This is a genomic window from Nonomuraea muscovyensis, from assembly GCF_014207745.1.
GTDB lineage: Bacteria > Actinomycetota > Actinomycetes > Streptosporangiales > Streptosporangiaceae > Nonomuraea > Nonomuraea muscovyensis.
The window spans coordinates 2,518,677-2,532,937 of record NZ_JACHJB010000001.1 but is presented as its reverse complement, the minus strand read 5'-3'; the positions used below and the strand labels follow the sequence as shown (position 1 = coordinate 2,532,937).

General features: G+C 71.8%; 18 protein-coding genes. 7 read left to right on the top strand and 11 right to left on the bottom strand.

Features of this window, described 5'->3' with window-relative positions; genetic code table 11:
* Positions 1–16: 16 nt before the first annotated feature.
* Genes pstA through FHU36_RS11955 form a run of 3 tightly spaced genes read right to left on the bottom strand, consistent with a single transcriptional unit; the run spans position 17 to position 2,849 of the window.
* Positions 17–907, bottom strand: coding sequence for a phosphate ABC transporter permease PstA (gene pstA / locus FHU36_RS11965; protein WP_185083786.1), 891 nt, complete (start codon positions 905–907; stop codon positions 17–19).
* Entirely contained in the window at positions 907–1,821 is a 915-nt protein-coding gene (pstC, locus tag FHU36_RS11960; protein ID WP_312891546.1) for a phosphate ABC transporter permease subunit PstC, read from the bottom strand. The genes pstA and pstC overlap by 1 nt, the downstream gene beginning before the upstream one ends.
* A gap of 26 nt (positions 1,822–1,847) precedes the next feature.
* A complete protein-coding gene (locus FHU36_RS11955) occupies positions 1,848–2,849 on the bottom strand; it encodes a PstS family phosphate ABC transporter substrate-binding protein (protein ID WP_221495846.1) in 1,002 nt (333 codons plus the stop codon).
* 221 nt (positions 2,850–3,070) lie between these two features.
* On the opposite strand from FHU36_RS11955, the gene FHU36_RS11950 reads away from it, so the two are divergent.
* Positions 3,071–3,943: a universal stress protein gene (locus FHU36_RS11950; RefSeq protein WP_185083783.1), complete on the top strand. Its 873-nt coding sequence runs from the start codon at positions 3,071–3,073 to the stop codon at positions 3,941–3,943.
* 34 nt (positions 3,944–3,977) lie between these two features.
* Here FHU36_RS11950 and FHU36_RS11945 read toward each other — a convergent pair whose 3' ends face one another.
* Positions 3,978–4,994 carry a zinc-dependent alcohol dehydrogenase family protein gene (locus tag FHU36_RS11945; RefSeq protein WP_376774127.1) on the bottom strand — a complete coding sequence of 339 codons (1,017 nt, stop codon included), beginning with the start codon at positions 4,992–4,994 and terminating at the stop codon, positions 3,978–3,980.
* Between the two features lie 58 nt (positions 4,995–5,052).
* Here FHU36_RS11945 and FHU36_RS11940 point away from each other — a divergent pair, with 58 nt between their 5' ends.
* Complete coding sequence (locus FHU36_RS11940; protein ID WP_185083782.1) at positions 5,053–5,682, top strand: hypothetical protein; 630 nt, start codon at positions 5,053–5,055, stop codon at positions 5,680–5,682.
* A gap of 70 nt (positions 5,683–5,752) precedes the next feature.
* Here FHU36_RS11940 and FHU36_RS11935 read toward each other — a convergent pair whose 3' ends face one another.
* Positions 5,753–6,175 (bottom strand): hypothetical protein, encoded by a 423-nt coding sequence (locus tag FHU36_RS11935; protein WP_185083781.1) that lies wholly within the window; start codon positions 6,173–6,175, stop codon positions 5,753–5,755.
* A 172-nt stretch (positions 6,176–6,347) separates the two neighbouring features.
* Here FHU36_RS11935 and FHU36_RS11930 point away from each other — a divergent pair, with 172 nt between their 5' ends.
* Positions 6,348–7,736 carry a selenium-binding protein SBP56-related protein gene (locus FHU36_RS11930; RefSeq protein WP_185083780.1) on the top strand — a complete coding sequence of 463 codons (1,389 nt, stop codon included), beginning with the start codon at positions 6,348–6,350 and terminating at the stop codon, positions 7,734–7,736.
* Positions 7,733–8,359, top strand: a complete 627-nt coding sequence (locus FHU36_RS11925; protein WP_185083779.1) for a hypothetical protein — start codon at positions 7,733–7,735, stop codon at positions 8,357–8,359. The genes FHU36_RS11930 and FHU36_RS11925 overlap by 4 nt, the downstream gene beginning before the upstream one ends.
* Before the next feature lie 70 nt (positions 8,360–8,429).
* Here the strand turns inward: FHU36_RS11925 and FHU36_RS11920 are convergent, their stop codons facing one another.
* The 6 genes from FHU36_RS11920 to FHU36_RS11895 all read right to left on the bottom strand — a co-directional run bounded on the left by FHU36_RS11920 (position 8,430) and on the right by FHU36_RS11895 (position 12,162).
* Positions 8,430–8,801 carry a hypothetical protein gene (locus FHU36_RS11920; protein ID WP_185083778.1) on the bottom strand — a complete coding sequence of 124 codons (372 nt, stop codon included), beginning with the start codon at positions 8,799–8,801 and terminating at the stop codon, positions 8,430–8,432.
* 23 nt (positions 8,802–8,824) lie between these two features.
* Complete coding sequence (locus FHU36_RS11915) at positions 8,825–9,256, bottom strand: roadblock/LC7 domain-containing protein (RefSeq protein ID WP_185083777.1); 432 nt, start codon at positions 9,254–9,256, stop codon at positions 8,825–8,827.
* Entirely contained in the window at positions 9,253–10,155 is a 903-nt protein-coding gene (locus tag FHU36_RS11910) for a MarR family transcriptional regulator (protein WP_185083776.1), read from the bottom strand. The genes FHU36_RS11915 and FHU36_RS11910 overlap by 4 nt, the downstream gene beginning before the upstream one ends.
* A gap of 3 nt (positions 10,156–10,158) precedes the next feature.
* Positions 10,159–10,536, bottom strand: a complete 378-nt coding sequence (locus FHU36_RS11905) for a roadblock/LC7 domain-containing protein (RefSeq protein ID WP_185083775.1) — start codon at positions 10,534–10,536, stop codon at positions 10,159–10,161.
* Between the two features lie 220 nt (positions 10,537–10,756).
* Entirely contained in the window at positions 10,757–11,200 is a 444-nt protein-coding gene (locus FHU36_RS11900) for a hemerythrin domain-containing protein (protein ID WP_185083774.1), read from the bottom strand.
* Positions 11,201–11,328: 128 nt separating this feature from the next.
* On the bottom strand, positions 11,329–12,162 hold the full coding sequence (locus FHU36_RS11895; RefSeq protein ID WP_246502023.1) for an aldo/keto reductase: 834 nt from the start codon (positions 12,160–12,162) through the stop codon (positions 11,329–11,331).
* Positions 12,163–12,289: 127 nt separating this feature from the next.
* Here FHU36_RS11895 and FHU36_RS11890 point away from each other — a divergent pair, with 127 nt between their 5' ends.
* From FHU36_RS11890 to FHU36_RS11880, 3 genes are all read left to right on the top strand, one after another.
* Positions 12,290–12,625, top strand: a complete 336-nt coding sequence (locus FHU36_RS11890) for a PadR family transcriptional regulator (protein WP_185083772.1) — start codon at positions 12,290–12,292, stop codon at positions 12,623–12,625.
* Positions 12,626–13,564 (top strand): HAAS signaling domain-containing protein, encoded by a 939-nt coding sequence (locus FHU36_RS11885; protein WP_185083771.1) that lies wholly within the window; start codon positions 12,626–12,628, stop codon positions 13,562–13,564.
* Between the two features lie 243 nt (positions 13,565–13,807).
* Positions 13,808–14,206 (top strand): MerR family transcriptional regulator, encoded by a 399-nt coding sequence (locus FHU36_RS11880; RefSeq protein WP_185083770.1) that lies wholly within the window; start codon positions 13,808–13,810, stop codon positions 14,204–14,206.
* Positions 14,207–14,261 lie beyond the last annotated feature (55 nt).

The window sequence follows — 14,261 nt, the reverse complement described above, 5'->3', positions numbered from 1 at the left end:
AATCTCAGTCATTTCTTCACCAGCGCTTCTGGTAGCGGTTACGGAGCCAGATGGCGACGGAGTTCATGAGCAGCAGGATCACCAGCAGCACCACGATCGCCGCCGCGGCCAGGACGTGGAACCCCTCGCGCGACTGCGAGATCCAGTTGAAGATCTGGATCGGCAGCACGGTGTAGCTGGCGAAGATCCCGTCCGGGTTGAAGCGGATGAAGGACACGGCGCCCAGCATGAGCAGCGGGGCCGCCTCGCCGATCGCCCGGGACAGGGCGAGGATCGAACCGGTCGCGATGCCGGGGATCGAGGCGGGCAGCACCTGGCGGGAGATCGTCTGCCACTGCGTCGCCCCCAACGCCAGCGAGCCCTCGCGGATGGAGGGCGGCACGGCGCGGATCGCCTCCCGCGAGGCGATGATCACGATGGGCAGCACCAGCAGGCCGAGGGTGAGCGACGCGGTGATCACACTGAACCCGAGGCCCAGCGTGCGGGCGATGATGCCGAGACCGAGGATGCCGTAGACGATCGACGGGATGCCCGCCAGGTTCTGGATGTTGAGCTCGATGACCCGGTTGTACCAGCGGGTCTTGTCCGCGTACTCCTCCAGGTAGATCGCCGCGGCGATGCCGGTCGGCAGGGTGAACAGCCCGGTCAGCGAGATGACCCAGAGCGTGCCGGTGATCGCCGACTGGGCGCCCGCGATGTCGGGGTTGCGGACCGACGGCATGTTCTCCCACAGGCGGGAGTCGAGCCGGGGCCAGCCCTCCACGAACACGTAGGACAGCAGGGCCACCATGAAGACGAGCGCCACCACCAGGCTGGCGATCAGCGCCGTCCTGAACACGTGCTCCCTGACAGGAGTGCCCTTGCTCGCCAGTTGCACGGCGGAGCGCGGCGTCGAGAGAATCGCCATTACTCGTACACCTCCCGGAACCTGCGCACCAGCCGGACGCTGACGAAGTTCATCGCGAACGTCATCACGAAGAGCAGCGAGCCGACCGCGAAGATGGTGTTGTACTCGGTGGTGCCGACCGGCACGTCACCGGATCCGGCCTGGGCGATGAACGCGGCCATGGTCTGCATCGCCTTGCCGATGTCCACGGAGAAGTTCGGCTGGCCGCCGCCGGCGATGAACACGATCATCGTCTCGCCCACGCCGCGCGAGATGGCGAGGATGACGGCCGCGACGATGCCGGAGAAGGCCGCGGGCAGCACCACGCGCAGCGACGTGGTCATCTTGGAGGCGCCCAGCGCGTACGAGCCCTCGCGCAGCCCGTTCGGCACCGCCGCCATCGCGTCCTCCGACAGCGAGGCCACGATCGGGATGATCATGAAGCCGACGACGAGACCCGCGCACAGCGCGTTGAAGATCTCGATCTCGAACGGCATGATGCTCCGGAGCAGCGGCGTGACGAACGTCAGCGCGAAGAAGCCGAACACCACGGTCGGGATGCCCGCCAGCACCTCAAGCATGGGCTTGAAGAACTTGCGCACCTTCGGCTTGGCGTACTCCGACAGGTAGATGGCGGCGCCGAGACCCAGGGGCACGGCCACCACGATCGCGATGCCGGTCGTGATCAGCGTCGCGCTGACCAGGGGCAACACGCCGTAGTGCGGCGGCTCGAACAGCGGTCCCCATTCGGTGGAGGTGAAGAACTCCACCGCGCTGATCTCGCCGAAGAAGCTGATCGTGGGCTCCAGGAGCGAGACCACGATGCCGACGGTGGTGGCGACCGACAGCAGGGCGGCCACCATGAGGACCGCCTTGATGACCTGCTCGCCGTAACGCGGGCGCGACCGCGCCAGGGACTGGGGAGTCCCGGGCACGGTCGCGTTGTGGGGGGCCGCCATGCTTAGGCCTGCGACTTCAGGGTCGCGAGGTCGGTCTTGAGCTTGGCCTGCTGCTCGGAGTTGAGCGGGATGTACTTGGCGTCCGTCGCGATCTTGTTGTTGTTGGTGATGAAGTAGTCGAGGAACGCCGCGACCTCGGGCCGCTTGGCGGCGGCGGCCGACGGGTAGATGAACAGCGGCCGTGCCAGCGGGGTGTAGGTGCCGTCCTGCGCGGTCGCCGCGCTCGGCGCGACGCAGCCCTTGCCGGAGTCGATCTGCACGGCCATCAGCTTGTCGGCGTTCTCCTCGAAGTAGGTGAAGCCGAAGTAACCGAGGCCGCCCTTCGAACCCTCGACGCCCTGGACGATGACGTTGTCGTCCTCGCTCGGGCTGTAGTCCTTGCGGCTCGCGCCCTCCTCACCGTTGATCTCGTCGGTGAAGTAGTCGAACGTGCCGGAGTCGGTGCCCGGGCCGAACAGCTTCAGCGGCTCGTCCGGGAACTTGGCGTCCACCTGCTTCCAGCTCGTGACCTTGCCCTCGGCGCCGGGCTCCCACATCTTCTTGAGCTGGTCCGTGGTCAGGCACTTGGCCCAGGTGTTCTCCTTGTTGACCACGACGGTGAGCGCGTCGGTGGCGACGGTCAGCTCGGTGAACTTGATGCCCTTCGCCTCGCAGGCCGCCTTCTCCTCGTCCTTGATCGGGCGGGAGGCATCGGCGATGTCCGTCTCACCGTTGCAGAACTTCTCGAAGCCGCCGCCGGTGCCGGAGGTGCCGACCGTCACGTTGATCTTCGGCTGCTCCTCGGAGAAGAATTCCGCGGCGGCGCTGGTCAGGGGGGCCACCGTGCTGGAGCCGTCAGCCTTGACCTGGCCCGCGAGCTCGGCGGCGGCGCCGGTGCCCTGGGAGGCCGTCGCGGTGCCCTCCCCCGCCGGCGTGGTGGTGTTGGTGCCGCCACAAGCGGCGGAAAGGGCCACAACGACGGCGGCCGTCGCCACGGCGCTGAGGCGGCGCTGTCCACTGGTCACGGGTGTGTTCCTTCTCCGTAGTGAGATCTGTTCTCGGTGCATTTCTAGGAAAACGGCCGAAAGTGAACAGACGGCGAACACGTCATGACGGCAGCTCGAAAGGGTGTGCCAGAGCGCGTGAATCCCTGTTAAGAATCCCGGCGACGGCCCCGCCGACCAGGGACGTTCAGCCCTGGCGGCCGCTCCTCGGACCGGGTGATCCTGGGGGTGAGGTGAGGACAATGACCGAGCAGCAGACAGTCGTCGTCGGCTACGACGGCTCGCACTTCGCCATGCAGGCCCTCGACTGGGCGATGGACGAGTGCGAGCTGCGGGAGCTGCCGCTGACGATCACGCACGCCTGGCGCTGGCCGTACGGCGAGGCGCCCGAGGAGGCCAAACTCCACCTGCGCAAGGCGGCCGAGCACGTGCTGGGCCACGGCGCCGACTGCGCGCGCGCCTCCAGCTCCGTCCGTGACATCGTCACCGACCTGTACGAGGGCTCGCCCGCCGACCGGCTGGTCCAGCTCTCGTCCGGCGCGGCGCTCGTCGTCGTCGGCTCGCGCGGGCTCGGCGCCCTGGCCAGGTCCGTGATGGGCTCCGTCGCCGGTTACGCGGCGGCCGACTCCCACGCGCCGGTGATCATCGTTCGCGGGGCCGGTCCCCTCCCGGCCGCGGCCGAACCCGGTCCCGTCGTGCTCGGGCTCGGCCCGGACACGCCGGACGAGGCGCTCGACTTCGCCTTCGGCGAGGCGGCGCTGCGGCGGCTGCCGCTGATGGCCGTGCACGCCATCCGCCCGCCCGCCCTGGCGTGGGGCGTGCCGATGGCGCCCATCCCCGACCTCGACACCGTCACGGGCGCCGCCCGGGACCGGATGGATGAGCGTCTGGCCCGCTGGCGGGACAGGTATCCGGAGGTGCCGGCCGAGGCCCGCGCGGTGCTCGCCACGGCCAAGGAGGCCCTGCGGGCGGCCTCGGCCGAGGCGAGCCTGCTGGTGGTCGGTGCCGACCGCGCCCGGCACCGCGGCCACCTGGGCACGGTCGTCCGGGCGATGACGGAGCACGCCGCGTGCCCGGTCGCCGTCGTCCCCGCCGACACCGGCGCCCGGGAGTGAGGTCTCACCCGCTCATGGGTCACCCGCTCATGGCTCAGCCGCCCACGTGGAGGACGGCCGCGCCGGTGACGCGGTCGGCGGCCAGGTCGGCCAGCGCCCGGTCCGCGTCGTCCAGCCCGTACGGTGTGGTCGCCACCCGCACCGGGTGGCGGGCGGCGTGCGCCAGCAGGGCCACGCCGTCGGCCCGGGTGTTGGCGGTGACGCTGCGCAGCGTGCGTTCCTGGAACAGGTGCTCCTGGTAGTTCAGCGACGGGATGTCGGTGAGGTGGATGCCGGCGACGGCCAGCGTGCCGCCCCGGTCCAGGGCCGCCAGCGCCACCGGCACCAGGTCGCCCACCGGCGCGAACAGGATGGCCGCGTCCAGCGGCTCCGGCGGCGCGCCGTACGCGTCGCCCGCCGAGGCGGCGCCCAGTTCCAGCGCGAGCCGCCGCGCCTCGGCGGCCCGGGTCAGCACGTGCACGGTGGCGCCCTGGGCGATGGCCACCTGCGCGGTGAGGTGGGCCGACGCCCCGAACCCGTACACGCCCAGCCGGCCGCCCGGCGGCAGCTCGGCCCGCAGCAGCGCCCGGTAGCCGATGATGCCCGCGCACAGCAGGGGGGCGAGCCTCTCGGCCGGCCGGTCCTCGGGCAGCGGGTAGACGAAGTCCTCCGGCGCGGTCAGGTACTCGGCGTAGCCGCCGTCGGTGTCCCAGCCGGTGTAGTGGGAGTACGGGCACAGGTTCTCGGCGCCGCGTACGCAGTAGCGGCAGGCGCCGCAGGTGGACCGCAGCCACGCCACGCCCACCCGGCCGCCCTCGGCGAGCCGTCCGGCTCCGGGGCCGCGGGCGGCGACCCGCCCGACCACCTCGTGGCCGGGCACGGTACGCGGCCGCCGCGGGGTCAGGTCGCCCTCGGCCAGGTGCAGGTCGGTGCGGCAGACGGCGCACACCTCGACCCGGATCAGCACCTCGCCGGGACCGGGTTCGGGCACGGGCAGCCGGACCCGCTCCAGCGGCCGCGCCGCCATCGGACCGGGCCGCCGCACGACCCACGCCGTCATCGTGTCCGTCACCTCCCCATCGTCACACGCCACCCCTGAACCACCTCGGCGCAGCGCACGTGTGGAGGGCATGACGTCACGCATCCTCTTCGTGCTCGCGCTGCTGGCGGGCACGCTGGTCATCGCCGGCGGCCCGGCGGCGGCCTGCTCCTGCGCGCGGCTCACCCCGAAGCAGCGGGTGGCCGGGGCGGCGGCCGTCTTCACCGGCACGGTCACCGAGGTGCGGCTGGTCGAGCCGGTGGAGGACGGCGGGAAGGTCACGGCGACCCTGCGTGCCGACCAGGTCTACAAGGGCGAGATCGCGCTGTCGGCCGAGGTGTCCAGCCGGGTGCAGGGGCCGGCCTGCGGGTTCCCGTTCCGGACGGGCGAGCGCTACCTGATCTTCGCCCACGCCGAGGGGGAGGCGCTGACCACCTCCAGCTGTTCGGGCAACCTGACCGTCGCGGCCGGTGACCGGCCGCTGCGGACCGACGGGGCGGACGGCGCCGAACCGGTCACCCGTGCCCTGCTGGCCGCGCTCGGCTCCCCGCGCCGCCCGCCGACCCATCCGCCCCTCACCTGGTCGCCCGGCCCCACCCCGCGGCTCGCGGCCGGCACCTCGCCCGACGGCCCGCTGCTCCTCGGCCTGGCGGCCCTGGCGGCGGCGGGAGTCGCGGCGGGTCTCGTCCTGGCCCGCCGCAGGCGCTCGGCCCGCCGCTGACCGCGGATTTGAGCTCGACCCTGAGTTCGACCCGGGGCGCCCCGCTCCCGAGGGCGCCCCGGTCCGTGCGTCAGCGGTGCGAGCAGCCGACCCACCTGACGACGTGCCTGTCCTTCTTGGCGACCCGCACGTTCCGCACCACGAAACGGTCGGCGTCGGCCCGGTGCCGGAAGGCGCGCGTGTGCACGACGCCGTTCCGGTCACGGAAGCGGACCTCCCAGCGGCCGGCCGTGCGGTGATCGACCAGTTCGGTCCCGCACCGCACCTTCCGGTACGGCCGGCAGTCGTCGTGGCCGGCCCTGTGATGGACGACGCGGCGTTCGCCGTCCTCGTACACGACGAGGTCGCGGCACTCGCGGGGGGTCAGCTGGTCGCTCGTGATGACGATGGGTTCGTCACCGGAGGTGCTCGCGGCGAACGCCGGAGCGGACATCGCGGCTGTGCCCCCGAATGCCGCCAACGCGATGATGGCGGCAGATAGCGCACGTCTCATGTGACCCTCTTTCGATTGCTGCGGATGGGTTTGACTGGCCGATCACCGTGGATCTTGACAGGTCGGGTGTTAGCTCCGCGTCAGCTCTTCTCGCCCCCGCGAATACGTCATAGTTCGCCCCCGAATGTCCTTTACATCTTGACTGGGTGGGCAGTCAGGAAACGATGGAAAGATGGCTCTCTGGACACCGGATCCCACGTTCTACGCCTCTCCGCGCGACGCCGCCGCCGCGCCGGACGAGCGGTACGCCTACGTCGTCGCGTTCGACCGCCAGGCAGCCAGGCCCGACGCGATAGCCGTCCTGGACACCGACCCCGCCTCGTCCGGCTACGGCGGAGTGGTCGGCTGGACCGAGCTGCCCACCAAGGGGGACGAGCTCCACCACTTCGGCTGGAACGCCTGCAGCAGCGCCCTGTGCCCGTACGCCCCGCATCCCCACGTCGAGCGCCGCTACCTCGTCGTGCCCGGCATCCGGTCCTCGCGCATCCACATCCTCGACACCAAGGACCGGGTCAGCCCGGAGATCGTCAAGGTGGTCGAGGCCGAGGAGCTGGCCCGGCGGGCCGGCTACTCCCGCCCGCACACCGTGCACTGCGGCCCGGAGGGCCTGTACGTCTCGGCGCTCGGCGGTGCGAACGGCGAGGACGGCCCCGGCGGGATCGCCATCCTCGACCACCAGTCGTTCGAGGTGCTCGGCCGATGGGAGATGGACCGGGGCCCGCAGTACTTCGCCTACGACTTCTGGTGGCACATCAACCACGATGTGCTGATCACCTCCGAGTGGGGCACCCCGTCCATGATCGAGAACGGTCTCGTGGGCGAGCTGCTGCTCGGCCGCAAGTACGGCCACCGGCTGCACTTCTGGGACCTGCGCAAGCGCCGCCACCTGCAGGAAGTGGACCTCGGCGACCAGTACCAGATGCCGCTCGAACTCCGCCCGGCCCACGACCCCACCCAGACCTACGGCTTCGTCGGCGTCGTCATCAGCGTCGAGGACCTGTCGGCCTCGGTCTGGACCTGGTTCCAGGAGAACGGCCGCTGGCAGGTGAGCAAGGTCATCGACATCCCCGCCGAACCGGCCGACCCCGCGGACCTGCCGGACCTGCTCAAGCCGTTCGGCGCGGTGCCGCCCCTGGTCACGGACATCGACCTGTCCGTGGACGACCAGCGGCTCTACGTCTCCTGCTGGGGGACCGGCGAGCTCAAGCAGTTCGACGTGAGCGACCCGTTCAAACCCGTGGAGATCGGCTCCGTGCGCCTCGGCGGCATCGTGCGCGGCACACCGCACCCCGCCGACGGCGGACGGCTGCGCGGCGGGCCCCAGATGGTCGAGGTGAGCAGGGACGGCCGGCGCGTCTACGTGAGCAACTCCCTGTACGGCGCCTGGGACGACCAGTTCTACCCCGAGGGTGTCGGGGCGTGGCTGGCCAAGATCGACACCGAGTCGTTCACCCTCGACAAGCGCTTCTTCCCGCACGGCGACGACTTCCGCGGTCTGCGCCCGCACCAGGTTCGGCTGCAGGGCGGCGACGCGTCGTCCGACTCCTACTGCTATCCATGACGGTCGCCACGGCCCTGTTGCTGGGCGCCTTCCACGGCCTCAACCCGGCGATGGGCTGGCTGTTCGCGGTCGCCCGCGGCCTGCAGGAGCGCAGCCGGGACCTGCTGCTCGCGTCCCTGCCCGCCATCGCGGCCGGGCACCTGGCGTCGGTCGGGCTGGTCGCGGTCGTGGTGGGCGTCACCGGCTCGCTCACCACCGCCACCGTGCTGTCGATCGCCGGAGGGGTGGTGCTCGTGGGGTTCGGGCTGTGGCGGCTGCTGTCGAAGCGGCACTTCCGGTGGGTGGGCATGCGGCTGTCCCTGCCGCAACTGGCGGGCTGGTCGTTCCTCATGTCGTCGGCCCACGGCGCCGGGCTCATGCTGATCCCGGTGTTCACCGGACTGCGTCCCGCCGAGTCGGCCGAACACGCCGGCCACCTGGCGCACGCCGCCCGGTCGGTCACGGCCGGGCTGGGCGTCGCGGCCCTGCACACGGTGGGGATGGTCGTGGTGGCGGGCGTGGTGGCGGTCATCGTCTACGAGGTGGCCGGCCTGACCGTGCTGCGCCGGGCCTGGTTCAACGTGGACCGCATGTGGGCGGTCGCCCTCGTGGCAGCCGGGCTGTTCACGCTGTTCCAGGCCTGAGCGAGCGAGGGGTCGTGGGTCCGGGGGAGCGCCGGGGCGTCACCCGTACGGTGGCGCCCCCGCGCGCCCGCTAGACGTCCAGCTTCTCCTCGATGGAGCGGAGCTGGTGGCGGGCCAGCGCCAGGTTGGCCCGGCTCCGGTCGAGCGCCAGGTAGAGGAACAGGCCCTTGCCGCCGCGCCCGCTGATCGGCCGGATGATGTGGTACTGCGTACCGAGCGTGATCAGGACGTCCTCGATCGTGTCCTTGAGCCCGAGCGAGTCCATCGTGCGCAGCTTGGCCTTGACCACCTCCGTGTTGCCGGCGCCCGCGACCTGCAGGTCGAGTTCCTTGGAGCCGCCGAGCGCGCCCAGCGTCATGCCGCTGCCGTGGTCCACCACGGCGGCCCCGAGTGAGCCGTCGATCGTCATCATCTCCTTGAGGGAGACGTCCATGCTGGCCATGCTGTCCTCCGTTGTTGTGGGGATCATCGGATCCGTGCTGCGATGACGGCCACGGCGGCCGCCGTCTTGTACCCCTCCAGCCGGAGCAGCCCGAGGTTCGTGCCGGGCCGGGCCAGGACTGTGAGGACGATCGTGGGGCCCGCGGTGTAGAACGCGGCGAACCCGGCGGTGCCCGAGATGAGCGTCTCCTGGAGGTCGCCCCTGCCGGACAGGGAGAGCATGCGCCTGCTCATCGCGACCAGCGCGGCCGTCAGCGCGGCCGTCCGGTCGCCGTCACCCGCGGCCAGATCGCAGGCGAGGGGCAGCCCGTCGACCGTGCAGGCGACGCTGCCGGTGATGTCGGGGGTGCGCTCGCGCAGGAGCACCATCTCCCGCAGCACCTCGTCCTTCAGCACCTCGTCGCGGAGCTCCACCGGCGGCCTCCTTCGCAGCGACAACCTCTGGGCGAACCTCATGACAGTTCCTCCAGGGCCTTCTTCAGCCGCATCAGCAGCTCCAGGTCCGCTGGATCCGCCGTCACGGCCGGCCCGACGAACCGGGCGCCGGGTCCGGAGTCCGCCCTCGCCGCGGACTCCGAACCGGCGCCCGGCCCGGGGGCGGCTCCCGGCTGGGAGTCCTGGTAGGGGCGGGCGCGCGTGCCCGCCTCCGAACCGCTCCTGGCGCGGGCCGCCTGCCGGGAGCGCTTCGGCAGCGCCGGACGGTCCTCCCCGGGCGGGACCGGGACCAGCAGCCCCGCCGCCGCCAGCTCCCGTACGGCCTGCAGGACCGAGTAGCCGGACCGGCCCAGCCGCCGGGCGAGTTCGAGCGGCGTCAGCTCGTGGTCGGCGTGGGTGACGACCTCCCACTGGACCCGGCTGAGCGTCACGCCGTGCCCGGCCAGCCGGGGGGCCGGCCGTACCGGTGCGGTGTCCACGTCGGCCGACGGCCAGATCCGCGCCAGGTGGGCGCGGCGGCGCGCGCACTCCCGCACCAGGCCCCGCACGTCGAAGTACCAGCACCCGCCCAGCCAGTGCCGCTCCCCGGGACGGAACTTCGGCCGCGTCCCCGACGACGGCAGCAGGAAGAACGCGGCGTCCAGGACGGCGCCCAGCACGCAGTACTGCAGCTCGCCCAGCGTGACGGGCCCCTCGGCGAGCAGCCGCTCGCTGCCGCCGTCGGCCTGGAGGCGGCGCAGCGCCGCCTCCGGCATCCGGCCGCGCGCCGCGAGGATCCGCTCGACGCCGGGCGTCTGGGCGCACTCCATGTACGTCACCCGGCCCTCGTCGAGGAAGATCGTCCCGGCCCGGCCGACCCGGAGCGCCCCCGTGGAGTGCTCCCGGGCCAGACCGGACAACAGCGTGTCGAGTGCGGCCATGGGTCACGCCAGCAACCGGGTCGACAGGTCCTGCAGGCGGAAGCGCGCGAGGGCCACGTTCGACCGGTCCAGATCCAGCCGCACGTAGATGACGAGCGGCCCCTCGAAGGCGGTCTCCATCAGCCTGAGCAGGTGGTGCCCGTGGTCCGTGGTGACGAGCATGTCGTCGATGCGGACCGTGTCGCCGGGGCACGAGTGCGCCAGCCCGTCCATGGTCGCCCGGAGCGTCTCGGTCAGGGCGGCGGCCGAGCGTTCGGTGTCGACGCCCTCGGGCGCCCCGCTCGCCACGACCGCCATGCCGCTGGTCTGGTCCAGCAGCATCGCGTCCAACGCTCCCGGTATGGCCATGACCTCGGTCAGGCAGTCGTGCAGTCCCAGCACCCGTCATCCCCTCGCCGCCGCCTCAAGACGGAGACAGCGTAGGAGGGGAGGCGGGGGGAGAATCGGAAGCGGCGGGCGAGCGGTGATGAAGGTTTACGGCCGGGGCGGAGAAAAACCCCACTGCGGCGGACTTCTATCGGATTTACGGATATTTCTCGTAATAGAAGAGTGAAACAGGCTCGCTTTCTCCCCCGCCGGTCCCGGTCCGGGGGAGGGGGTCCTACGTCGTCAGGGGGCGGTCGGCGGTGATCCGGTCCCAGGCCGGCAGCGGCAGCAGGATGACGGCCGCGGGGAACAGGCCGTGCTCCTCCTTGTCGATGTGCCGGTGCAGCAGCCGCAGGGCCTCCAGCACGGCGGGCCAGTCCGGGGTGTCCCGGTCGACGGCGAGCAGCACCCCGTGGATGTCGGCGTGCTCGGCGCACAGCCGGTCCACCTCCTCGGCGAGCGCCCCGTCCGCGCGCAGCTCGGCGAACAGCCCGCTCTCCTCGGTGGCGGTGTGCGGGCCGAGCCTGGCCACCAGCGCGTCCAGCAGCGCCAGGGACTCCCCGTGCCGCCCGCCCGCGACGGACCTGCGCAGCGCGCCGGCGAGCTCCTCGATCTCCCCGTGCTCCTCGGACAGCCGCCCGATCAGCGGAAACTCCCGGCAACCGCAGTAGTTGCACATCCTGTGACCTCACCCCTTCACGCCTTACGCCCAGCTTCCCCCGCACTCGGCGCCCCGGGGCAGTGCCGGGTTGCCCTGCCCCGTAGGGCCGTTGGTCCCTGCCCGATCCGGTCTCGTGCCGGTCCGGGTCAGGCCAGCCGTGACAGGGCCGCGTACTGCTCCTCGGTGAGCGTGATGTCGGCGGCGGCGATGTTCTCCTCCAGGTGGGCCACCGACGACGTGCCGGGGATGGGCAGCATGGCGGGGGAGCGGCGCAGCAGCCACGCGAGCGCGAGCTGGGCGGGGGTGGCGCCGGTCTCCTGCGACAGCGCGTCCAGCGGGCCGCCGGGCCTGGCGAGCTCTCCGGTGGCGATGGGGAACCAGGGGATGAACCCCATCCCCTCGGCCTCGCAGTGCTCCAGCACCGCCTCGGACTGCCGGTTGGTGAGGTTGTACAGGTTCTGGACGGTGACGATCTCGGCGTGCCGGCGGGCCTGCTCGATCTCCTCGACCGACACCTCCGACAGGCCGATGTGGCGGACCTTGCCCTCCTTCTGCAGCTCGGTGAAGACGCCGAGCTGGTCGGCGAGGGGCACGGCGGGGTCGACGCGGTGCAACTGCCACAGGTCCAGGCGCTCCACGCCCAGGCGGCGCAGGCTCATCTCGGCCTCCTGACGCAGGTACTCGGGGCGGCCCACCGGCAGCCACTGGTCCGGCCCGGTGCGCACCAGGCCCGCCTTCGTGGCGATGACCAGGCCGACCGGGTACGGGTGCAGCGCCTCCTTGATCAACTCCTCCGACACGTACGGCCCGTAGGAGTCGGCGGTGTCGATGAAGTCCACGCCCAGCTCGACCGCGCGCCGCAGCACCCGGATCGCCTCGTCGTGGTCCCGCGGTGGCCCCCAGACGCCGGGACCGGTGATCTGCATGGCGCCGTACCCGAGCCGGTTGACCGTCGCCTCGCCGCCTATCGCGAACGTCATGGCGCGCTCCTTTCCCCAGTCAGCCATCGTGCCCGTAACCGGACAAGAGCAACCACACCACCGCAAAAGCGACCAACCGAAGGGGTGTCGTGGACATTAGTGTGTGCCGCACAGTATCGTGTGACGTGTGACCTCAGAAGAGCTGATCCTCACCCAGGCCCAGGAGCTGCGCCGCGGCACGGTCGTGCTGGCCTGCCTGGCCCTGCTTGAGGAGCCGCAGTACGGCTACGCGCTCCTTGAGACGCTCAACCACGCCGGGGTCACCGTCGACGGCAACACCCTCTACCCGTTGCTGCGCCGGCTGGAGAAGCAGGGGCTGCTCGCCAGCGAGTGGAACACCGACGAGTCCCGCCCGCGGAAGTTCTACCGGGTCAGCCCGGAGGGCTCCCGGGTGCGCGCCCACCTGGTGCGCGAGTGGCAGGACGTCGTCACCTCGATCTCACGACTGACCAAGGACGCCTAGATGACCCCCAACACGCTGACCGAGCGCTACGTGCACGAGGTCGTCCGGCGGATCCCGGCCGACCAGCGCGACGACGTCGCCGACGAGCTGCGCGCCACGATCGCCGACACCATCGAGGCGCGCGACCCGGCCGTCCAGGGCGCGGCGGAGCGCGACGTGCTCACCGAGATGGGCGACCCGATCCGGCTCGCCGCCCGCTACGCGGACCGGCCGCTCGCGCTGATCGGGCCCGACCTCTACCCGGCCTACATCCGGCTGCTCGCCGTCGTGCTGTCCGTCGTGCTGCCCGTCGTCACCGTGATCACGGTGGTGGCCGACGTCCTCGACGGCGTGGGCCTCGGGGCGATCATCGGCGCCGGCATCGGCACGGTGCTCACCGTCGGAGCCCAGCTCATCGCCTGGCTCACCCTGGTCTTCGCCCTGGTCGAGCGGTTCGGCAAGCGCGGCGCGACCCGCGGCGCCCGCGCCTGGACCCCCGACGACCTCCCCGAGGTCGCCGGCACGGGCAGCCGGACCGCTGCGATCGGCGGCCTGGCCGTGGACGCGCTGCTGCTCGGACTGATCATCTGGCAGTACACCGCCCAGCCGTACGTGGCCGACGGCGGTGAGCGGCTGCCGCTGCTCGACCCGGCCCTGTGGTCGGGCTTGATCTGGCCCGTCCTCGCCGGGCTGGCCGGCCTCGTCGTGCTCGGCCTGTTCCGGATCGCCGCCGGCCGGTGGACCACCCCGCTGGTCGCCGCGTACGCCGCCGCGAGTGCGCTGTTCGCCCTGCCCATGGCCTGGATCTTCTACAGCCGGCAGTTCTTCAACCCGGCCTTCCTGGCCGACCTCCGGCACGGCCTGGCGGCACCGGACGCCTTCTACACCGTCGCCACGCTGGGCGTGCTGGCCGTGACCGCCCACGACGTGTACAAGCGCTTCCGCGAGTCGCGCGCCTGACCGGACTTCCATCCTCTCCTCTCGTGAGAGTAGGGTTGATCACGGCCTGCCGGCGGGTTCCGCTTCGCCGCGTGCTCACCCGCTGCAGGCCCACCAGCGCGCCCCGCCACGACCCGCGAGGGCGCGCGACGCCGCCAGGCATCCAGCCGCGAAAGCCCGCCCCGGTCGCGGGGTATCGTCACCAGAACGCCTTCAGCGCCGGTGAGGAGGCGAGGGCCGGCTGAGACGAGGTGGAGGACCGGGATGGCCGAAGGGCTGGTGCAGATCGGCGAGGTCGCCGAGTGGCTCGGGCTGTCGCTGCGGACGATCCGGCACTACGAGGAGGTCGGCCTGGTCGTCCCCGAGCGCACGCCCGGCGGCTTCCGCCTCTACAACGAGACCGACATCGGCCGGCTCGCCCTGGTCAAGCGCATGAAGCCGCTCGGCTTCAGCCTGGAGGAGATGCGCGACCTGCTCGACATCACCGACCGGATCGCGGCCGGCGACGACGACCCCACGCTTCTCGGCCGGCTGCACCTGTTCGAGCGGGCGGTGGCCGACCGTGCCGAGAGGCTGCGCGAGCAGCTCGCCATGGCCCGGGAGTTCGCCGAGCAACTGCGCCGCCAGCGCCTCGCCGCACGGCCCCCTCGGGTGGGCTCGTGACGGCTCCCACTCTCACGTGACCGGAGCTTGCCGGCCCGCGCACACCTGGGCCGCC